Raw genomic sequence first — 15,169 nt, 5'->3', positions numbered from 1 at the left:
ACTTCAAATTAAACTCCTGAACAATGCGATATTCTTCACTAACACTTGCCTTTTTAGTTTTTTTCCTATTCTCTAGTGTGGCTAACGCACAATGGACCAATCGATACAGCAAGCTCAATGACTTTGGTCATCATGTTTACTTGGAGCAGCATGAACTCCCGATTCTTGCTTATGGCCCCACCGATCCAGCCCCCGCGCCGGACGGGAAGCATCTAGCTTTTGCAGCTCGAGGCTGGCTCTGGAATCTGAACCTCCAGACAGGTAATGCAGTCAGATTGACCAAAGGACCAGGAATGGATTCACGTCCTCGATGGTCCCCGGATGGGAATAAATTGACATTCGTTCGGGATGAAGGGAAAAATACAGCAATTATTATTTTGGATTTAAAAAGTGGGCAAGAAACCAGAATTGATACGGAGGCAATCGAGCTAGACCCGGAGTTTTCAGATGATGGAGAGTGGCTCTATTATTCATCCGGAATGAGCGGTTCGATTAATCTTAGAAGAAGAAATCTTTCTTCAGGACTTGATGAAGAACTTACGAACCTAGGACAAGTAGAGCGAAATTCACGAAGTCTCTCAGACGGAAAAAGTTTGATGTATCTCCACGGGCAAGGGGCACATCGGGTACTTCGTATCAAAGATTTTGACGCCGGAACAGACACCATTGCCGTTTCTCAGACCTTGACTTATCATTTCACGGCGGATGCACACCCTGATCAGAGACTGATCGTGTATAGCGCTCCTATTGACAATGACTATCATCTTTGGACTATGGACCTCGATGATTCCCGGGTGAAGCATCGCCTCACTGATGGGAATCCTTTCGCACTGACCCCTGCCTTTAGTGCGGATGGAAATCAGATTTACTTCGTCGATCTGGACGAAAATCGTCAGTTCCGACTGATGCGAATTTCTACCTACGGAGGAGCTTCAGAGCAAGTCATGATTTCGAATTGGGAACTCGGAGAAGCGAGCGGCAACTTGAATCTTTCGCTTAGCGATGATAAAGGCAAGTCCATCACGGGGCGGGTTTCTATTGTCCGGGAGGATGGCTCACCGGTGGCATTTCATGAGGACGCGACTTATGCTGACCCACAATCGGGACGTCATTACTTTTATGTTTCCGGAAAAACAGAATTGAATTTGCCCGTTGGAAATTATGAAATATCGGCTGCTCGTGGTCCCATGACATCCGTAGTAAAATCCACTGTTTCAATTAAAGAAAATACTTCATCTGCGGTAAGCCTCAGTCTTTCGCCTCTTTGGGATGCAGTGGCAGCAGGATACGTCTCGGCAGATCATCACGTGCATTTGAATGGAGACGGGCATCATCGGGCAACTCATAAAGATGCGCTTCGCGCAATGGCCGGAGAGGATTTGGATTTACTAGCTCCGATGTCTTGGAATCGATGGGAAAGGCGAATAGATGCTTCAATCCTAGGAAAAGAAACCATTCAAGATGGACGAATCGTTGTCCAAAGCCAGGAGGTTCGCTCTCATTTCCATGGGCATGTGAGTTTACTGGGTGTAGATAAACCTTATTCCCCTTGGTTTTGGGGACCAACAAATCCAAAACTCGGAGATCCGGATCGAAGTAACGGAGAGGTCGTGGAATACGCTGATCGCATGGGTGGATTTACGACCTATGTTCACCCTATATCAATTGATTCGGACCCTTTTGATCAGCTCGAAACTGGTCCTATTCCTATCGAGCTTATTTCCGATGCAGTCCTAGCCGACCGTATCGGTCTGGAAATGGTGTGTGCATGGACCAGTCCTTTAGGTAACAGTGAGGTTTGGTATCGACTACTCAATATTGGACAGCCTGTGGCGGCCATGTCAGGAACTGATATGTGGGTGGATTTTCACCGAACCATGGCCGCAGGAACTGGAAGAAACTACCTGCGCCTCGATGGTGAAAAGATCTCCTCTGAATCAGTACTCGAGGCAGCGATGGCCGGAAAAGGATTTGTGACCACCGGGCCTGCTTTGCTATTTAAAGTTGGCAAAGACGCTCAACCGGGCGATGTGATTGGGAGTGGAAGACAAGACTGGACCGCTACTCTGGCCAGCACAAACGACATCGATGTGGTGGAGCTTGTGGTCAATGGTCAGGTAGTAGAAACTTTTGACGGAGTTAAAGCCGGTGAGACTCGACAGTACCAAGGTCAGATTCTTCTCCCTGAGGGCGGATGGGTAGCAATCCGTGCTTATACCAGCGAACTCAAAGAAGATACTTGGCCAAGCATGCACGCGAGACCTTTTGCACATACTTCTCCAATTTGGATTGGATCAGTTGGCAGTACTAATCCTGAAGCGAAGAAGAAAGCGGCTGCAGACCTCATTCGAGCGATTGATGCCTCGGAAAAAATCGCAAGAAGAGCTTATGGTGAAATCCAAATGAACGTGATGATGGGCCGATTTGAAGAAGCTCGGCAAAAGCTAAAAGGAATGATAGATTAAGTTTTTTTGTAAAACACCCCTAATTAGCATGAGGCTTTTCTCAAAAATTCATTAGCTCCACTCCCAATCCAATAAAAATTTAATGCCTAAAAACATATGAGACTAAAATTTAAACTTATCCTTTCCCTTTTTGCGCTACTCCTGCTGGCTAATGGGACTTCCCTGAATGCCCAAACCTATGGCAAAAATGGGATGGTGGTTTCAGATCATTACTTAGCTTCTGAGGTTGGCGTTGATATTTTGAAAAAGGGTGGAAATGCCATCGATGCTACCGTTGCTACAGCATTTGCTTTGGCAGTGACGCATCCGGAAGCCGGGAATATTGGAGGTGGAGGATTTATCGTCTTGATGAAATCAGACGGAGAGGTGACGACCTTTGATTTTCGGGAGAAAGCTCCCTTGGCTGCCGGACCTGAAATGTTTTTGGATGAAAACGGGAAGATCAGAGATAATTCAAATCATAAGGGATTACTCTCTGTAGGCGTACCGGGAACCGTAGCAGGACTTTTCCAAGCCCACCAAAAATACGGGAAGTTACCTTGGAAAGACTTGGTCCAACCAGCCGTGGATTTGGCAAAAAATGGCTTTACCATGTCTTGGGGATTGTATAATGCTGCAGTCCGAGTTTCTAAGATGGATGCTTCCTATGATATCATGCAAAACTTCTTTCGCGGAACGAATGGAGAAGTGGTCGCCCCAGGTGAACTATGGAAGCAACCGGCTCTAGGCAAAACTTTGGAAGCTATCCGCGACCAAGGAAGAGATGGCTTTTACAAAGGTGCCGTAGCAGCAGAGATTGAACGCTATATGAAAGCCAATGGAGGGATCATCACCCAAGAAGACTTGGTCAAGTATGAAGCAGTGGAGCGAGCTCCCTTGAAGACTACCTTTAAGGACTATGAGATTTTTTCCATGCCTCCGCCTAGTTCCGGAGGAGTGGCCTTGATCGAGATGATGAATCTGATGGAAGCCGCCGACATAGAAAAAGTCGAGTTCAATTCAACTGCCTATGTTCACTTGGTCGCAGAAGCGATGCGAAGGGCTTTTGCCGATCGGGCAGAATATTTGGGTGATCCGGATTTTAATTTGGACATGCCAATCGATCGGTTGATTTCAAAGGATTTTGCGAAAGCTAGATTTGAGAATCTAGACTTGACCAAAGCTTCAAAAAGCGATTCTTCAAAGTTTGGACAAGAGTACGGAGGGGATCATACCACCCATTTTTCAGTGATCGATAAAGATGGAAATGCGATTTCCTTAACCTACACGTTGGAAAATAGCTATGGCGCTGGAATGGGTTCGGATAAGCTGGGCTTTATCTTCAACAACGAAATGGGTGACTTCAATCCTGTACCAGGAATCACCACTTCAACTGGTCAAATCGGAACTAATCCCAATCTGGTGGCTCCAGAAAAACGAATGCTTTCCAGCATGACCCCGACGATCGTAGCAAAAGACGGAAAGCCTTACTTGGTCATCGGAAGTCCGGGAGGACGGACGATCATCAATACTGTTTTTCAGACGGTTCTAAATGTCCTCGCCTACGATATGCGAATTGACCGGGCGATCGAAGCGATGAAAATCCACCACCAATGGCTTCCAGATCAAATCCTCTACGAGCGGAATTTGCTTTCTCCTGATACTAGAAAGGCATTGGAAGAAATGGAACACACCTTAAGACCTACAACTAACATTGGGGTATTAATGGGGATTACTTACGATGCTACTTTGGGAGTTTATTTGGGAGCATCGGACTCGGCAAGTGAGGATGGAGCTGCGAGAGGTTATTAAAAAATAAAGAAGAGAAATTTCAATGTCAGAATTAAAAGAGAGTGGTTTAAAAAGAGAAATCGGTGTCTGGGGCCTCTCTGCGAATATTGTTAATATCATTGTAGGTGCCGGGATCTTTGTTCTGCCTGCAATAATTTCAGAAATCATGGGCTCATCAGGTATCATTGTATACCTTTTCTGTGGATTTTTGATTGCTTTGGTGATGCTATGTTTCGCAGAGGCAGGAAGCAAAGTAACTCGATCTGGAGGTGGATATGCCTATGTTGAAACCGCATTTGGCCCATATTCTGGTTTTTTGGCGGCTATTTTCTTGGTAACTGGAAGTGTTTTTTCAGATGCAGCTGTAGCCAATGCATTGGTAGAATTAATAGGTTTGGCATTTCCTGTTTTTACCGACCCCGTCAATAGGTTTCTTTTGTTGTTTGTCCTTTTTTCAGGATTAGCTTTCCTGAATGTCATTGGTGTCAAACAAGGAATTGGACTTGTAAAAATTAACACCGTCGCAAAACTCACTCCGATCCTATTGCTGATATTTTTCGGTTGGAAAGATGTATCGTTTTCTAATTTATATTGGGAGGCTGCTCCCACCTTTGATCAATTTGGTCAGGCTTGCCTGATTTTGTTTTTTGCCTTTCAGGGAGGAGATGCAGGATTGTCAGTTGGAGATGAGATCAAGAATCCACAAAAGACAGTTCCCAAAGCAATTTTCATAGGAATTCTATTCGTGTTAATCCTGTATGTTTTAATCCAAACTGTCGCCCAGGGAGTAATGGGTGGTCAGTTACCTGATTTTAAAGAAGCTCCGCTGGCAGCTGTGGCTGATGTTGTTTTTGGACCAATCGGGTATACAGTTTTATTGGTTGGTGCTGGAGTTTCTATGTTCGGCATGTTGAGTGGAGAAATTCTGAATATGCCAAGGGTGATTTTTGGATTTGCAAGTGATCGGATTATCCCAGTGGATAAGTTGGCCGCAATCCATCCAAGATTTAAAACACCCTATCTGGCCATTTTGCTTTATGCAGGTCTTGGTTTTATTCTAGCCGCTTTAGGAGGATTTCGCCAACTGGCGGTAATTGCTTCTGCAAGTATGCTTTTAGTGTATTTTGGAGTTTCGCTCTCAGTGATCTGGTTAAGAAAGACCCAAAAATCAAAGCAAGGAGATTTTAAAATTCCATTTGGTTATACTGTTCCCCTTTTGTCGGCAGGAATAATTCTTTTTTTCCTTTCCAATTTGACGGGATATGAAAAAACCGGACTTACCATATTCTTTGTTGCACTTACCATAATTTATTTCATGGTTAAGTCTATTCGGAAAAAAAACAAAATCATGACTAAATGAAAGGCAAGCAGGTAGCTCTGAAAAGAGAAATGGGCATAAGTGACGTAGTCACAAATGTCCTGAGCATTTCGATAGGGAGTGGGATTTTCCTCTTGCCGGCGCTGGTTTACATGATCTTGGGTCACGGAAGTATTCTGGCTTATATTTTTTGTGGACTAATATTTTTATCAATCGGGCTTTGCTTTGGAGAACTCAGTAACCGCATCCCAGAAACGGGTGGGCTGTACGTATACATTGATCGGGCATTTGGTCCGATGGCGGGTTTTGTAGCCACGATACTTTATGTTTTTGGAATAGGAGTTTTGGTCTGTGCTGCCTTACTGAATGCGATGATTGATATCCTTTCGACCCAAAATGAGATTTTCAAAGAGCCAGTAATCCGATTTGCCTTCTTCGCCACTATTCTTGGCATTATCTCCTTTTTGAGTATTCGAGGGATGAAGGACAGCATGGTTTTGATTAAAACTTTGACTTGGACAAAGGTTTTGGCGATTGTTTGCTTGATTGTTTTTGGACTTTCAAAAGTTGAAATCGCTAATATTTCCTGGCAAGGATTTCCAGCATTTACCAAAATAGGAGAAGGAAGTATTCTGTTATTTTTTGCCTTTATGGGAGGAGAACTTGCACTTACTTCAAGTGGGGAAATGAAAGACCCGAAACGAACAGGCCCGTTGGGTTTTCTCTTCGGAATCCTTGGAGCCATTTTGATTTTTTGTTTGATACATCTCGTCACTCAAGGGGTTTTGGGCAATCGACTGATCGAAAATCAAGAAGCGCCTTTGGCCGAATTAGCACAAAATTTAATTGGTCCTATTGGATTCGGTATCCTTCTAATTGTCACTTTTATTGCAGTTTGGAGTACGTTCAGTTCGATTTTTGTGCTTAAAAATAGAATTCTATATGCTTCTTCAAAAGATGAAGTCATTCCAAAATTTTTCTCCCGTCTTCATCCCAACTTTCAAACTCCAGTAATCGCGATCCTTTTTCTTGGCATTCTGGATTTGGTGGTGGCCATGAGTGGAAGCTTCAAATATTTGTTGATTTTGGTGACCGCGGGGATGCTTGTGATTTATCTGGGAGGACTTTTTGCATTTTTAAAATTTCGAATTACCTCAAAATCTACGGATTCAGTAAGCTTTAAAGTTCCGGGAGGAATTCTGGTAGCCCTGTTTGGAATCGTTGCAATGGTTTGGGTTTTTATCCAGATCAGTCAGAAAGAAATGTTGGCCATTGGCTCCTTTTTAGCTATTGCGATTATACTTTATTATATTCTTAACTATTTTAAAACCAGAAAGAAATAAGTTTTTGGTTTCTTTTTCAATTTCTCATTTAAACCCAAAAGCTATGAAAAGAAGACAGTTTATTTCCGCAGCAGCACTTAGCGTGACTGCGATGAGTTCATTCGGGTTCATCCGATTTGATGGCGAAAAGTACGTGGGCGATTGCGCCACCACTTCAGATATATTAGGACCTTTTTACAGGCCGGGAAGTCCTGTTCGGTCGAATCTTCATATTCCTGGAGAAAAAGGTGAAAAAGTAGAACTAAGTGGTAAAATCCTTCATCAGGATTGTACGACTCCTTACAAAAATGCGAAAGTAGAACTTTGGCATTGCGATGCAGAGGAAGTGTATGACAATTCAAGCGCTGATTTTCGATACAGGGGCACCGTGATGACGGATAATGAAGGCAATTATGCTTTCCAAACCATTCTTCCGGTTCCTTATGATGCAGGTGGAGGATTGATTCGACCAGCACATTTTCACCTGATGGTGACGGCGGAAGGCTACCAGTCTTTGGTGACTCAATTGTATTTCAAAGGAGACAAACAGGTTGCTACCGATCCTTGGGCAGCAAGATCGACCGATCGAGTTTTGGAAGTGAAAAAACTTGCGGATGGCTCCAACAAAGTCATTTACAATGTAGGCATGGCGGCAACACTAGCTGTTGAATCAGCCTCCTTGAAAAAGCTTGTAGGTGAATATCAACATGAAGAGGATCCTGAAAGGACAATAGAACTCTTTGACTATGAAAATGACCTTTGGATCAAAAATGAAGTTTTTGGAAATAAATTCTCCTATCGTGGTAATAACGTTTTTGAGAGCCCCAGTAGTCCAGAAGGACTTGAAGTTTACATGAAATTTGAAATCACCTCCTCTGAAAGTATCAAATTTAGTATCGGAAGAGAAGGCAACAAACAAACAACATTCATTAAAAAAAGCTAATGCTATGCGATTAAAGTTTTTACTGATTGCCATTTGCGCAATCCTTTTTCAAAGCCAGGTTTATGCCCAGCAGAAAACCAATTTACAGCCACTCGATCTTTTTGATCTGGAGTATATTTCGGATCCACAGATTTCCCCTGACGGAAGCAAGGTAGTTTACGTTCGAAACTTCAAGGACGTGATGACCGATCGAGATTACTCCAATCTTTGGATGTCCAATGTGGATGGTTCCCAGAATCGACCACTGACTCAAGGAAATCATCGGGACTTTGGGCCTGTCTGGTCACCAGATGGGAGCAAGCTCGCCTACCGATCCAATCAGCAGGACGAAAAAATGAAACTATTTGTCCTCTATTTGGATACCAAAGAGTCGGTAGCCTTGACTAATTCGGCAAATGCTCCGGGCAGCGTTGCCTGGTCACCGGATGGGCAGACCTTGGCCTTTTCATCTTTTGTTCCAGCAGCCAAAAAATCAATGCTTTCCATTCCTGCTCCTCCTGCCGGAGCCAAATGGAATGATGCGCCGATTTTCATCGATGAACTCAACTATCGTGGGGATGGAGCTGGCTATTTGAAGCCGGGTTATCAGCAAATTTTCACGATTGGATTAACTGGAGGAACTGCCAGACAGTGGACCTCCGATGATCAGGACTACGGGTCGCCTGTTTGGTCAGGGGATGGCAAAAGCTTGATTTTCTCAACTAATTTACACGAAGACAACGAATTGGTTCCTAACAATTCTGAGATCTATCGACTCAGCTTGGCGGATGGCAAAATCGCCGCTTTGACCTCCCGTTTTGGGCCTGATGGCGATCCCACATTTTCACCAGATGGGAAAATGATAGCCTTTATCGGTTTTGATGATACTTTTCAAGGATATCAAGTTCGAAATCTTTACGTGATGAATGCAGATGGCTCAGGTGTGAAAAATATGACTGAAGCACTTGACCGTGATGCATCAAACCCACAATGGGAAGGCAATGGAAAAGGCATTTACTTCCAATACGATGAAAAGGGTGATACCAAAATTGGACATGTGGCCTTGACCGGTAAAATCAGAACCGTAGTAGAGGGACTTGGTGGACTGGATTTGGGAAGGCCATATAATGCAGGTTCGTATTCAGTTTCTAGTAATAATCGATTTGCTTACACACTTGGTGGCGGAGATCATCCTGCGGATTTAGCAGTTTGGGTGGATGGATCTACCAAGCGAATCACTTCAGTAAATGAGGATGTTTTCTCTTACCGAGAAATCGGAAAAGTCGAGGAGCTTTGGTGGAAATCTTCCTTTGATGGTTTGGACATTCAAGGCTGGATCGTGACTCCGCCAAACTTTGACCCAAGCAAGAAATATCCATTTATCTTGGAAATTCACGGAGGTCCTTTCGCCATGTATGGCAATTCCTTCTCCTATGAGGTGCAGCAATATGCAGCTGCTGGCTATGTGGTACTTTACACCAATCCGCGCGGAAGTACCGGCTATGGACAGGAATTTGGTAACTCGATACATCATGATTATCCAAATCATGACTATGAAGACCTGATGTCTGGTGTGGATGCGGTGATTGCAAAAGGTTACGTTGACTCCAATCAGCTTTTTGTAACTGGAGGATCTGGCGGAGGAGTCTTGACTGCTTGGATCGTAGGAAAGACTAACCGCTTCCGTGCAGCCGTGGTGGCCAAGCCGGTAATCAATTGGACAAGTTTTGTACTTCATGCAGATAGTCCAGCCTTCTTTGCAAAGTATTGGTTTGGGGCTATGCCATGGGAAGATCAGGAAAATTACTGGAGAAGATCTCCGCTTTCTCTGGTTGGAAACGTGAAAACACCAACCATGCTATTGACAGGAGAGCAGGATTTCAGAACACCGATTTCTGAGTCCGAGCAGTATTATGCCGCGCTGAAATTGAATGGAGTAGAAGCTGCAATGGTACGTATTCCAAATGCTTCACATGGTTTGGTCAATCGTCCAAGCATGCTGATGAGTAAGTCTGCGGCGATATTGAGTTGGTTTAATCATTATCGGGATCAGCAATAGGCTGATCCCTTTTTCTTAAATCTAAATTTTATGAAAAGCCCTTTTCTTTTTTTCTTCCTCTTCCTAGGATTTTCTTCGTTTTCTGGAGCACAACAATTGGTCTATCCAATAATTCAAGGCTATGGTGCCGTGAATGATATTCCTTTTGAAGTGGAAAAACCAGATCCAACCAAACAGTATCGACTTGTGGTGGAAATAGGGGAGCGAATACAAAATAAAGATCAAGTTGGAGACTTACTTGATTATGCAGCAAGGATGTATAATCTCCATCATTATTCGGGAATCCCGAAAGAGAATATTCATCTTGCCATTGTGGTTTATAGTGGTGCCACGCCCTTGATTCTTTCAAATGAAACTTATCAGGAGCGCTTTGAGCAAGCCAATCCCAACGCCCAATTATTAGAAGAATTTGAAAAAGCAGGAGTGGAAGTTATCGTTTGTGGTCAGTCTATGATGAAGCAAGATCTCCTTCCAGCGAATATTTTTCCCGGAGTTCGGATGGCGACCTCAAGATTTACTGCTACCACAGATTTACTGCAAAAAGGGTATCAAATCATAGTTCTATGAGAATCTACTTGATAATATCCCAAATTATTACCGGACTTCTGATTTGCTTTCAGGTCAGTCTGGTTAAGGGACAAAGCATGGACAGGGAAATAGCAGAAATCCGAGCGCAGCGAATTGCTTCAAATGAGGCGCTCAGAAATTTTGATGAGGACTTGAATGCTACTTTTTCAACGGATGATGCCTTGATTACTACAGGAGCGGGAACATTGCTTGCTGGTAAAAAAGCACTTCAAGACTATATCAAAAATGATAGCGGTCCTAAAATGTATTGGGTCAGAACTCCAAATGAGATCCTGGTAAATCCAGAAACTCAGCTGGCTTGGGAAACAGGGACCTGGGAAGGTTTCTATGAAGATTCAACATCCCCAGTAGTGGGAGGAAAGTATTCCGCTCAGTGGACCAAGAAAACCGGGACCTGGCTAATTCATTCCCAGCTTTTTGTCACTTTGCCAATTGAATAATATGGAAGTAAACGAGGATCCCGAACAATCCACACCAATCCAAAAATCGAAAAACTGGAAGTCCTATTTCAAGGAATTTTTCATGCTCTTTCTGGCTGTTTTCTGCGGATTTCTGGCAGAAAATTACCGGGAATCCCTGAGTGTAAAAAAGATCGAGAAAGAATATATGCTGTCGCTGATCGAGGATTTGAAAACTGATACTTCGACTCTCCAAACTTATATAGCTTTTAAAAGAGAGAAGTCCCTTTTAATGGACTCTCTTGCAAGCTTGATGCTTTCGGAGGAGAGAAATCTTCATGGCAATCAGATCTATTATTTCGCTAGACAAGTATTTGACGAGAAGCCCTTTGTCTATTCCGATGGTACCATTCAGCAGCTAAAAAATGCAGGAAATCTTCGCCTGATCCAAAAAAGAAACATCGTCGATGAATTACTCAGGTATGAAAAGATGGTGAGAATATTGGAAGATTGGGATCAAAATGACAGTAAAACCAAATCCACCTTCAGAGAAATGGGAGGAAAAGTCTTTAATTCCAATGAACTGAATGCGACGATGGATGCCGATATGAAATTTGTTTTACCTACCACGAATCCCCAGTTGATAACAGATGATTTCAATACCATAAATGAGCTGGCATTTCAGATTCATTTTTTATCTAAAATGTCACTTGGAAATAGTAAGCGGGCAGAATCTCTAAGAAGGGAGGCTACTGATTTGTTGGAACTGATTCAAACTGAATATAAGCTAAACTAGCCATGGGAAAATCCCTGAAAACCAAAGCGAATCCCAGAGTGGATGCTCCTTCCAATCCGGATTTTAAGGGTAAAAAAAAGAGAGACTGGAACTCCTATCTCAAAGAATTTCTGATGTTGTTTTTGGCGATTGTACTTGGATTTTTTGTGGAAAACCTCCGGGAATCCTATGTGGAACAGAAAAGTGCAGATGTGCTCGCTCAGTCCATGCTGGAGGATTTAAAACAAGATCGTGAAGCTTTAGAAGAAGCGATCCGATTCGTTCAAGAAAAGGACGAGAAGATCCAAAATTTCTTAGAGATGCTCCACAAACCTAAAACCTCCTGGGATACCCTCACTTTTTATAAAAGCATGACAATGGTTTTTGCCACTTTTCCTTTTTCTCCAACAGACGGAACTTACTCCCAAATGAAATCATCGGGGACGCTTCGTTTTTTCAATCAAAAGCTGGTAAATAAGATGAATGCGTATGACAATCAGCTGAAGAAAACAGTGTTCCGGGATGAAGTGATCGAAAAGGCAGAGTGGGAACTTGTGCCAATAGCTGCTACCCTGATGAATTTTGAAGTGACAGGAGAGTTACGGTTCAATCTGCCTGTTACCAAAGAAATGTACCTGAAGATTCCAGACAAAAACACCTTGGATCTCTTCATTAATAAAGTTGCGGTAGTCCGAACTATGATGGGACGCTCCCTACAGGAGTATAAATCTCAACTTGCTTTGGCTGAGGGCCTGATCGAAGAATTGCCATTGCGGTGATTTTTAATAAATTGTAAGTATTGAACTGCTTTAAAAAAAAAGCTGACTTATGACACGCTTAATAATTAATGGGAAAGATTTTGAAGTAGATGCACCCGGAGGAATGCCACTTCTTTGGGCGATCCGGGAACAATGCGGATTGACAGGAACCAAGTTTGGCTGCGGAATCGCACAGTGCGGAGCATGTACGATCCATTTGGATGGGCAGCCTATTCGCTCCTGCATTACTCCTGTGACTGCTGCAGAAGGAAAGAACATTACTACCATAGAAGGTATCGCTTCGGATCAAAACACGCTACATGCCGTGCAACAAGCTTGGATAGACGAGCAAACACCCCAATGCGGGTATTGCCAATCCGGTCAAATCATGTCTGCCGTGGCTCTTTTGAATGAAAACCCATCGCCAAGCGATGCCGAGATTGATGCAGCTATGTCTGGTAATATCTGTCGCTGTGGCATGTATGGGCGAATCAAGTCTGCTATCAAACGTGCTTCTGAATCACTTCAATCTTCTACCACTCCTGAAATTATTTAGCGATGAAAAAATGGACTAGACGTGCCTTTATCGGCGCAGGAGTTTTAGCAAGTGGTGCAGTAGTGATCGGAATAGCTATCCGTCCCGGAAATCGATCATCCAAAGTGGCTGGCTTAATCGCTTCAGCTGATGAAACAGTGATGAATATTTGGTTGAAGATCTCTCCAGACAATACAGTAACCGCAATCATTCCACATGCAGAAATGGGCCAAGGTGTGCATACTACTTTGGCGATGATGCTTGCTGAAGAAATGGATGCAGATTGGTCAAAAGTAAAGTTTCTGGAAGCGCCCGCTGATAAAGAATACGCAAACTATGTTTTGGCAAAAGGATTTATTGCAGGAGATAAACAATTCCCCAAATTTTTGGAAGGGACCATCGATGGAGTATTTCTCACTGCGGTGAAATCAATGAATTTTCAGATTACCGGAGGTTCGGCTTCGGTAAGATTTACCGGCCAGCATGGCATGCGAATCGCCGGTGCTGCGGCTAAGGCAATGCTTCTCCAAGCTGCGGCAGACACTTGGAAGGTTCCTACAGAAGAGCTCAAAGCTCAAAACAGCACCATAATTCATCAGGCTAGTAATCGAACAGCAACTTTTGCTGAACTCGCTCCCGCAGCCGCAAAGGTTAAAAGTCCAAAGACACCTAAGCTAAAATCTCAGGAAGAATTCACCATCATGGGTACTTCCAAGCCTCGATTCGACATTCCTGCTAAAGTCACGGGAGAGGCAAAATTCGGAATGGATGTGCAAGTAGCCGGGATGAAATATGCGACCATTAAAGCTTCCCCAGTTTTTGGAAGTAAAGTGAAATCTGTAGACACTACCATCTCCTCAAGCATGCTTGGAGTAAGTAAGATTTTGAACTTGGGAAATGCGGTAGCAGTTATTGCTGATGGGTATTGGCAGGCAAAAACGACACTTGACGGGCTTCCCATTGAATTTGAATCCACTGCAAATAATAAGCTCAGCCAAGCAGATATCATCAATGGATACAAGAAAGCAATGGATACCGCTTTGGCAGAGGACGAGCTAGACCTGCACTTTAAAAAAGGAGATGCGCTGAAGGAACTAGAAAGTGCAGAAACCTTGGTTGAGGCAGAATACGAGCTTCCTTTTCTAGCACATGCCACCATGGAGCCGATGAATTGTACGACTTGGGTGCATGACGGGAAATGTGAAATCTGGTGTGGAAGTCAAAATCCACTTGGGGTAAAAGCTGCTGCTGCCAAACTATTGGATCTAGACTTTGATCAGGTCACTGTTCACAATCAACTTTTGGGTGGTGGATTTGGCAGAAGGTCCGAAACGGATGTTATCGAGCAGGCAGTAATGATCGCGAAGGAAGTAGATTTTCCGGTGAAATTAATCTGGTCCAGAGAAGAAGATACCCAGCACGATGTATATCGAGAGGCGACCCTCAGTCGAATGAAAGCCGGTTTGGATAAATCAGGGAATCCAATTGCTTATACTCATCAGTTTATATTTAAGCATCATCCACCGGAAGCGGCAGATATGCCATACGATATTCCAAACCAGTTGATTCAATATTCCAGCCCGGAGACCTTTGTTCCTTGGGGGAATTGGAGAAGTGTGGATCATTCCACACATGGTTTTTTGACCGAGTCATTTATTGATGAACTCGCTTTTGCTGCGAAGCAGGATCCTTTTGCTTATCGAAAAAATCTGTCTAAAAATAATCCCCGATTCCAAGCGGTTCTGGATTTGGTAATGGAAAAATCAGGCTGGGGAACAGCACTTCCAGCAAATTGGGGTAGAGGTATAGCTATCGCCCAATCTTTTGGAACCATTGTGGCTGAAGTTGCTGAAGTGGAAGTAAGCGTCGAAGGAAAAGTTAAAGTACATCGTGTAGTCTGTGCTGTGGATGCAGGATTTGCGATTCATCCGGATGGATTTATTGCGCAGATGGAAAGTGGGATTATCTACGGCCTTGCCGCCGCAATGACTGGGGAGATTTCAATAGAAAATGGAGCAGTGATGCAGGGTAATTTTCATGATTATCCTGTGACTCGAATGAATGAAGCTCCAAAGATCGAAACGCATATCATCAACTCGGGAAATCCTCCAGGAGGTGGGGGCGAACCAAGTACACCAGTGATAGGGCCTGCAGTGACTAATGCCATCTTCAATGCCACCGGAATTCGAATTCGTCAATTGCCTATTTCAAAAAATGATTTGAGAGAGTCGATGAGGCAAACGACTTAATACCCTACTT

At 43.6% G+C, this 15,169-nt stretch carries 12 protein-coding genes; all 12 read left to right on the top strand.

Translation table 11 applies throughout. From position 1 onward, the window contains the following. Positions 1-23: 23 nt before the first annotated feature. The 12 genes from BVC88_RS00120 (at position 24) to BVC88_RS00065 (ending at position 15,159) form a co-directional block, all read left to right on the top strand. Positions 24-2,465, top strand: coding sequence for a CehA/McbA family metallohydrolase (locus BVC88_RS00120; protein WP_075348618.1), 2,442 nt, complete (start codon positions 24-26; stop codon positions 2,463-2,465). Between the two features lie 96 nt (positions 2,466-2,561). Next, positions 2,562-4,256 carry a gamma-glutamyltransferase gene (gene ggt / locus BVC88_RS00115; protein WP_075348617.1) on the top strand — a complete coding sequence of 565 codons (1,695 nt, stop codon included), beginning with the start codon at positions 2,562-2,564 and terminating at the stop codon, positions 4,254-4,256. Positions 4,257-4,278: 22 nt separating this feature from the next. Further along, complete coding sequence (locus tag BVC88_RS00110; RefSeq protein ID WP_075348616.1) at positions 4,279-5,595, top strand: APC family permease; 1,317 nt, start codon at positions 4,279-4,281, stop codon at positions 5,593-5,595. Continuing rightward, positions 5,592-6,896: an APC family permease gene (locus BVC88_RS00105; protein WP_075348615.1), complete on the top strand. Its 1,305-nt coding sequence runs from the start codon at positions 5,592-5,594 to the stop codon at positions 6,894-6,896. The genes BVC88_RS00110 and BVC88_RS00105 overlap by 4 nt, the downstream gene beginning before the upstream one ends. A 43-nt stretch (positions 6,897-6,939) precedes the next feature. Next, on the top strand, positions 6,940-7,818 hold the full coding sequence (locus tag BVC88_RS00100) for a dioxygenase family protein (RefSeq protein WP_083638998.1): 879 nt from the start codon (positions 6,940-6,942) through the stop codon (positions 7,816-7,818). Between the two features lie 4 nt (positions 7,819-7,822). Further along, complete coding sequence (locus tag BVC88_RS00095; RefSeq protein ID WP_075348613.1) at positions 7,823-9,856, top strand: alpha/beta hydrolase family protein; 2,034 nt, start codon at positions 7,823-7,825, stop codon at positions 9,854-9,856. 30 nt (positions 9,857-9,886) lie between these two features. After that, positions 9,887-10,423, top strand: a complete 537-nt coding sequence (locus BVC88_RS00090; protein WP_075348612.1) for a DsrE family protein — start codon at positions 9,887-9,889, stop codon at positions 10,421-10,423. Beyond that, positions 10,420-10,884 (top strand): YybH family protein, encoded by a 465-nt coding sequence (locus BVC88_RS00085; RefSeq protein WP_245803564.1) that lies wholly within the window; start codon positions 10,420-10,422, stop codon positions 10,882-10,884. The genes BVC88_RS00090 and BVC88_RS00085 overlap by 4 nt, the downstream gene beginning before the upstream one ends. 1 nt (position 10,885) lies before the next feature. After that, positions 10,886-11,638 carry a hypothetical protein gene (locus BVC88_RS00080; RefSeq protein WP_075348611.1) on the top strand — a complete coding sequence of 251 codons (753 nt, stop codon included), beginning with the start codon at positions 10,886-10,888 and terminating at the stop codon, positions 11,636-11,638. A 2-nt stretch (positions 11,639-11,640) separates the two neighbouring features. Next, positions 11,641-12,396 carry a hypothetical protein gene (locus BVC88_RS00075; RefSeq protein ID WP_075348610.1) on the top strand — a complete coding sequence of 252 codons (756 nt, stop codon included), beginning with the start codon at positions 11,641-11,643 and terminating at the stop codon, positions 12,394-12,396. Between the two features lie 49 nt (positions 12,397-12,445). Continuing rightward, positions 12,446-12,931 (top strand): (2Fe-2S)-binding protein, encoded by a 486-nt coding sequence (locus BVC88_RS00070; protein WP_075348609.1) that lies wholly within the window; start codon positions 12,446-12,448, stop codon positions 12,929-12,931. 2 nt (positions 12,932-12,933) lie between these two features. Continuing rightward, positions 12,934-15,159, top strand: coding sequence for a xanthine dehydrogenase family protein molybdopterin-binding subunit (locus BVC88_RS00065; protein ID WP_075348608.1), 2,226 nt, complete (start codon positions 12,934-12,936; stop codon positions 15,157-15,159). Positions 15,160-15,169: the final 10 nt, after the last annotated feature.

Origin of the sequence: Algoriphagus marinus (assembly GCF_001936475.1) — a bacterium.
In the GTDB taxonomy this organism is placed as follows: Bacteria; Bacteroidota; Bacteroidia; order Cytophagales; family Cyclobacteriaceae; genus Algoriphagus; species Algoriphagus marinus.
Note: the sequence above shows the minus strand (reverse complement) of the source record. Positions and strands in the feature narration are given on the sequence as shown.

Bases quoted from the DNA above. Each gene is read 5' to 3' on its own strand.
- BVC88_RS00105 (WP_075348615.1), top strand. From the start codon at position 5,592: ATGAAAGGCAAGCAGGTAGCTCTGAAAAGAGAAATGGGCATAAGTGAC.
- BVC88_RS00070 (WP_075348609.1), top strand. From the start codon at position 12,446: ATGACACGCTTAATAATTAATGGGAAAGATTTTGAAGTAGATGCACCC.
- BVC88_RS00095 (WP_075348613.1), top strand. From the start codon at position 7,823: ATGCGATTAAAGTTTTTACTGATTGCCATTTGCGCAATCCTTTTTCAA.
- BVC88_RS00080 (WP_075348611.1), top strand. From the start codon at position 10,886: ATGGAAGTAAACGAGGATCCCGAACAATCCACACCAATCCAAAAATCG.
- BVC88_RS00075 (WP_075348610.1), top strand. From the start codon at position 11,641: ATGGGAAAATCCCTGAAAACCAAAGCGAATCCCAGAGTGGATGCTCCT.
- BVC88_RS00090 (WP_075348612.1), top strand. From the start codon at position 9,887: ATGAAAAGCCCTTTTCTTTTTTTCTTCCTCTTCCTAGGATTTTCTTCG.
- BVC88_RS00065 (WP_075348608.1), top strand. From the start codon at position 12,934: ATGAAAAAATGGACTAGACGTGCCTTTATCGGCGCAGGAGTTTTAGCA.
- BVC88_RS00120 (WP_075348618.1), top strand. From the start codon at position 24: ATGCGATATTCTTCACTAACACTTGCCTTTTTAGTTTTTTTCCTATTC.
- BVC88_RS00110 (WP_075348616.1), top strand. From the start codon at position 4,279: ATGTCAGAATTAAAAGAGAGTGGTTTAAAAAGAGAAATCGGTGTCTGG.
- ggt (WP_075348617.1), top strand. From the start codon at position 2,562: ATGAGACTAAAATTTAAACTTATCCTTTCCCTTTTTGCGCTACTCCTG.
- BVC88_RS00100 (WP_083638998.1), top strand. From the start codon at position 6,940: ATGAAAAGAAGACAGTTTATTTCCGCAGCAGCACTTAGCGTGACTGCG.
- BVC88_RS00085 (WP_245803564.1), top strand. From the start codon at position 10,420: ATGAGAATCTACTTGATAATATCCCAAATTATTACCGGACTTCTGATT.